Genomic DNA, 5,448 nt, shown 5'->3' on the forward strand with positions numbered 1-5,448 from the left:
CCCCTGCCCGGCGATGGCGATCACCATGCCGACCGAGAGCGGGGATAGGCCGGCCCGGATGGCGACCGGAATGAGCACGGCGCCGACGAGCGGCACGGCGGGGGTAGGCCAGAAGAACAGCGAAATCACGTACGTCACGATCGCTAGCACAATGAAACTGCTTGTCCCGGTTCGCATCACGCGACGAAACGGCGTGACCATGAGCCGGTCGGCGCCCATTTGACGCAACGCCCCGAGCATCGCGGTCACCAACGCGATGATCAGGAAGATGTTGAACAGTTCCTTCGCCGCGACCAAACTGGCGTTGAAGATCGACGACAACCCCGTGATGATGCTGCCCGAGAACGCCCATGCGGTCAGCAATGTCCCGGTGACTGCGGGCACGACGATGTTCTTGCGGAGCGCCATCGTGATGAGGATGACGACGATGCCTGCCAGATAGATCCAGTGCGCCGCCGTGATGTGTGCGTCCATTGGGGGACCCTTCGTTAACTGCTCGTGGGCTGTGCAGTTTGATGCTGGAATGGTCGGCTCGGTCATGGTCCTGGTCAACGACAAGAGTGCACAGCCCCGATGGCTTTCCCCTGTGCATAAGCTCCGAACTTGTCGGTGGTGTGTCCTGCCGTTTCGACGGTGTAACGATCGTCGCGCCGCGGGCACGCGCGGCGTGACGATTTCCCGCGACTGTGCATATTTGCCCAGCTCGTGCCCTCGGCGGTGTGCACCATCGCCTGTCGTCTCACTCCAAATGAGCGGCCCAACATGCGACAGTGGATGTGATATCCAGGCTCACAACATTTTTCGAAGCAGGCAGGCGGCGTACCAAAAACAATGACCGAGGTACGTTCCTCAGCTGAGGCGAATCCGTCCGCGATGGGTCCGGACACGGGCACGCCGCTGGGACTGGCCGCGCTGCTGGCAGGGACACTGGTCGGCACGGTCAGCAACAACGTCGTCAACGTGCCGCTCGGCGCGATACTCGACGAGTTCGACGCCCCGCTCGGCAGCGGCGTGTTCGTGGTGGTCGGCTTCCTACTGGCGATGGCGGCGACCATGCCACTGGCCGGCTGGGTCGGCGACAGGTTCGGCCGACGACGCACCTACTGCGCGGCGCTGCTCGGCACCGCGGTGTGTGCGATCGGTGCGGCAACCGCACCGTCCTTGCCGCTACTGATCGGGTGGCGCACGTTGGGCGGCGTTGCCGCGGCCGCGTTCGGACCGGCAGTGATGGGCCTCATCAGCTGGATGTTCTCGGCCCGGAGCCGCGGCCGGGCCATCGGCGCGTGGGCGTCGGTGAACGGTTTCGGCCAGGCGATCGGGCCGACGATGGGCGGGCTCGTCGCCGACACCTGGGGATGGCGGTGGGTCTTCGTGCCGTTGGTTCCGGTGGCGCTGGCCGGATTCGTCGGCACGCTGCGTTACATCCCGTCCTTCCCAGGTGTCAGGATGCCGTTCGACGTCGCCGGCGCGGCGGCGCTGACGGTGGGCACCGCCCTGTTGGTGCTGGGGTTGGCGCTGATCCCTCGACCGGACATCCCCGGATGGGCGGTCGCGGGGATGGTGGCCGTCGCGGTCGTGGTGTTGGCGTGGTTCGCCTGGCACTGCGCCCGGGTGGAGCATCCGTTCGTTCACGTCCGGCTCGTCGTCGAGTCACGGTTCGCGCGCAGCACGCTGGCCGGTTTCGCCCAGATGTTCTGCCTGGGCGCGACGTTGCTGGCGATCCCGCTCTACCTGGTCGGCGGGGGTTCGTCGGCCTCGATGGCGGGCCTGGTGCTGTTCGCGGTGCCTGCCACGATGGTGCTGCTCGGACCTCTGGTGGGACGGTGGCTCGACCGGCTGCGTCCGAGACGGGTCCTGCGGACCGGGTTAGTCGTCCTGCTGATCGCGCAGATCGCGCTGTCGATCGGCGTGGCCCAGGCACGGCTCGTTCCTGCCGTGTTGATCACCATCCTCGTCGTGACCGGTGCGGGGATCGCGCTGGTGCAGACACCCGCGGCCACCGGCGCAACCCGTTCACCAGCGGGGGCCGACGGCACCGGCCTTGGCCTCTACAACCTGGTCAGGTTCACCGGATCCGCGATGGGGGCGGCGTGGGTGGCGGTCGCGCTCGAGGTTTCGACGTATCCGACCGTGTTCGCCGTATCAGCCGTCGTCGTGGCCATGGGCCTGGCGGGATCGTTCGTAGGACCCGATCCGCAACCCACCTGACGTCAGCGGAAGATGGCTTCGCGCTCAACCGCTGACTGCACCTCGTCGAGTAGGCCCAGGCGGATCGCCAGCCACGCCGTGAACTGGTTCTCCGCCATGCGAACGTCCATCCCCAGTGCCCGCGAGATCCGATCCAGCTTCGCCAGCATGGTGTTGCGGTGCACGTTGAGCACCCGGGCGGTGGCGTTCACGTTGCCACCCTCGGCGAGGTACGCGACGAGTGTGTCGAGCAGGTCCGGTCCGGACCGCAACGGCCCCAACACTTCTCGTACCAGTTGGCGACCGTGCTCCGAATCGGCGACCTGCGACAGGACGGTGAAGCTGCGCAGCTCTTGATACGACGTCGCGCCAGTGCGGTGCAGACGCCGCGCGATGCCGAGGGCGACGCGTGCTTCCCGGTAACCTTCACGAACCTCTCCCGCGCCGCGCGCCGGACGGCCGTAGGCGACAGGGGTCCGCAGCCCGCGCCGCCGCTCGAGTTCCAGCGACATGGCGCAGGCATACTCGGCCATCTCCTCGCGCATCTCGGCGTCTCCCTCGCCGCGCAGCGTTCGCACCACGACGAGGACGTCCCCGATGACTGTCACGTAGGCGTGGACCGACCGGTGCGGAGCCACGCCGGCGGCGTACCGGGCCAGGCGCACCATGCTTGCGGTCGGACTGTCCGCCCCCTGCGGCAGCATGCCGGGGGCGACGAACACCCCGAACCGGTTGTCGAGTTCGATGTCGTGGTGCTCGGCCCTGGCGCGCATGTCGTGTTCGCTGGAGAAACTCCCGTGCACCAGCGCCTGGACGAAGTCGCCGCGAGCGCTTTCCTCGGCCTCGTCCACACTGCGCTGGCGCAGCATCTCCGACCCGACGATGGCGGTCGCTTGTTCGGTGAGCACGGCGTGTCGGGCGAGATCGTGGCTACCCGGGCGGGCGTCGGGCACCAGTATCACCACCCAGCCTTCGAACGACTTGCCCAATCGGATGGCACTCGCCACGGACGTCCAGACGCTGTCGTCCGGCCCCGCGATCGTTTGCACCCTGGTGTCATTTCCATCGGTTCTCCGTGCGGCGGCAGGCAGGTCTGCGGCGAGGACCCGACACACCGATTCCGCGAGGGGCGCCACCGCATCGGCGGCCAGGCCGTTGTGCGCCACCAGGTTTCCGCGGGCGTCGAGCGCCATCGCCGGATTGTGCGCCAGGTTGGACACCTCTCGGATCAGGATCTCGAGTCCGGCACCGCGGTGGAAGAGACCCGCCAGCGAGTGATGCACGTGTGTCGAGTAGCGCATCACGTGTACTTCCTGGCTGAGCGCCCGCTCGGCGAGCAGGCGATTGAGCGCCGCGAAACCCACGGGAATGCCCATCTCGATGACGACGAGATTCGACGGCAGCACGGATCGGGAGAAACTTGGCGGCAGCACCCCATCCACCAGCAGGGTGGCGGCGCCCCTGGCGATCAGAGCGGACATGGCGCCGCTGTTGCCCGCCAGCGCCTCGGGCCTGGCGTACACGGCCACCGCGTCGAGGCGATCGTGCTGGGCGAGCACCTCGCCCAGTGGCAGCACCCAGTTCAGCTCCACGTCGAGCCGGTCTTCACCGGCGACCACGCGGGCGCCCGACATGAGGGACTCGTCGAGCAGTCCGTGCACCGTCATGCGGTCGCCGTTGGTCGATGATTCCGTCATTTGAACGCCCTGTTCGTGTGGTTCGCACCTATTCGATTACCGGATCTGGCCTGCGCACACCATGTGCAGTATGACCGATGATCCGGCGTCAGATCGGTCAAAGTGACCCTCCCGTGGCGTTGAACACCTTGATAGACATGCCAGCGACAGCCGACCACGGGTCCTGCGAGAGAGCGAGAGCCGACCATGCACCAGATCCACCGAATCACCCTCGACGATGCGCTGCCGCTGTTGGCGGCCGGGCGGGCGAAGGCCGAGGAACTCGGCGTGAAGCAGACGCTGTGCGTCTGCGATGACGGCGGCAACGTCATCGCACTGCACCGACTGCCGGGCGCCAGGCTGACCGGTGTGGACATCGCGATGGCCAAGGCCTTCACCGCTGCCGGACACGAGCGGGCCACCCATCTGTTCAACGAGCCACCCAACGGGCCGGCGTTGCCGGGTAACGAAGCCTTCGGAATCAGCCACATGCTGCCAGGGAAGTTCGCCATCTTCGTCGGCGGATTCCCGTTGGTATTCGATGGTCAGATCGTCGGCGGGGTGGGCATCAGCGGCGGCAACGGCGCGCAGGACAAGGCCGTCGGCGCCGCGATGCTTGCTGAGTTCGAGTCGCTCACCGCGTCCGTCGTGCACTGAGACCCGGCTGTGCATCTTGTCCCGCCCGCGGCAGGGTCGTAGGTGATTCTGTCCATGGTTCGCGGCCGGCGACTTGATTAATGTCCTTGGTGCAGCACTGAATTCATCTACTCAGCGTCGAAGATGAAACAACTCAAGCGATTTCGCGGAACGAGATCGCGCAAAACCACCACGAGAAAGGACACTTCGATGACTGCACTCCTCGAGCGGGACGCGTTTCGCGCCGAACTAGAGAACGCCATCAAGGGCCGTGAGGCGAAGAACGCTTCGTTCAGCAAGGCATGGGCGGAGGGCAAGCTGCAGAAGCAACACTTCGCGCGGTGGGCCGAGAACCACTATCACTACGTGGGACCGTTCGCCGACTACCTGGCCAATATCTACGCCAACACTCCCGACCAGTTCACCGGAGCCAAGGACTTCACCCTGCAGAACATGTACGAGGAGGAGCTCGCCGACATCCGGCACACCGACCTGCTCATCAAGTTCGGCGAGGCGTGCGGCACCACCAGGGAACGCATCGAGGATCCCTCGAACATGAACCCGATCACGCGTGGGCTACAAGCCTGGTGCTACGCGGTGTCCCAGCGTGAGCACTTCGTCGTCGCGACGGCGGCGCTCGTCGTGGGCCTCGAGTCGCAGGTGCCCAGCATCTACACCAAGCAGATCATTCCGCTACGCGAGGTGTACCAGTTCACCGAGGACGAGATCGAGTTCTTCGACCTGCACATCACTTCCGACGTGGTGCACGGCGAGCGCGGGTACCAGATCGTGCTCGACCACGCCGACACCCCGCAGCTGCAGCAGCGGTGCCTACAACTGGTTCGGTGGGGCGCGGAGATGCGCTTCTCCTACACCAAGGGGCTCTACGACCACTACGTCGCTCCCGATCTGGAGTCGGCGTCCGTCTGATAGTCGAAATCGTATGGGG

General features: G+C 66.1%; 4 protein-coding genes and 1 pseudogene. 3 read left to right on the top strand and 2 right to left on the bottom strand.

What is annotated here, in order from left to right:
- A pseudogene (locus ACRDUX_RS26255) lies at nt 1-474 on the bottom strand (hypothetical protein); the annotation flags it as partial.
- 357 nt (nt 475-831) lie between these two features.
- Here ACRDUX_RS26255 and ACRDUX_RS26260 point away from each other — a divergent pair.
- Nucleotides 832-2,208 carry an MFS transporter gene (locus tag ACRDUX_RS26260; protein WP_526418025.1) on the top strand — a complete coding sequence of 459 codons (1,377 nt, stop codon included), beginning with the start codon at nt 832-834 and terminating at the stop codon, nt 2,206-2,208.
- A 2-nt stretch (nt 2,209-2,210) separates the two neighbouring features.
- On the opposite strand, the gene ACRDUX_RS26265 is transcribed toward ACRDUX_RS26260, so the two are convergent.
- Nucleotides 2,211-3,884, bottom strand: coding sequence for a PucR family transcriptional regulator (locus ACRDUX_RS26265; protein WP_526418027.1), 1,674 nt, complete (start codon nt 3,882-3,884; stop codon nt 2,211-2,213).
- 186 nt (nt 3,885-4,070) lie between these two features.
- Between ACRDUX_RS26265 and ACRDUX_RS26270 the strand changes: the two genes are divergently transcribed.
- The gene (locus ACRDUX_RS26270) at nt 4,071-4,520 is read left to right on the top strand and encodes a heme-binding protein (RefSeq protein WP_526418029.1); all 450 of its coding nucleotides are present in this window, start codon (nt 4,071-4,073) and stop codon (nt 4,518-4,520) included.
- A gap of 189 nt (nt 4,521-4,709) precedes the next feature.
- Nucleotides 4,710-5,429, top strand: coding sequence for an iron-containing redox enzyme family protein (locus ACRDUX_RS26275; protein ID WP_526418030.1), 720 nt, complete (start codon nt 4,710-4,712; stop codon nt 5,427-5,429).
- The last annotated feature ends 19 nt before the right edge of the window (nt 5,430-5,448 follow it).

Origin of the sequence: Mycobacterium sp., from assembly GCF_050701675.1 — a bacterium.
Classification (GTDB): Bacteria; Actinomycetota; Actinomycetes; order Mycobacteriales; family Mycobacteriaceae; genus Mycobacterium.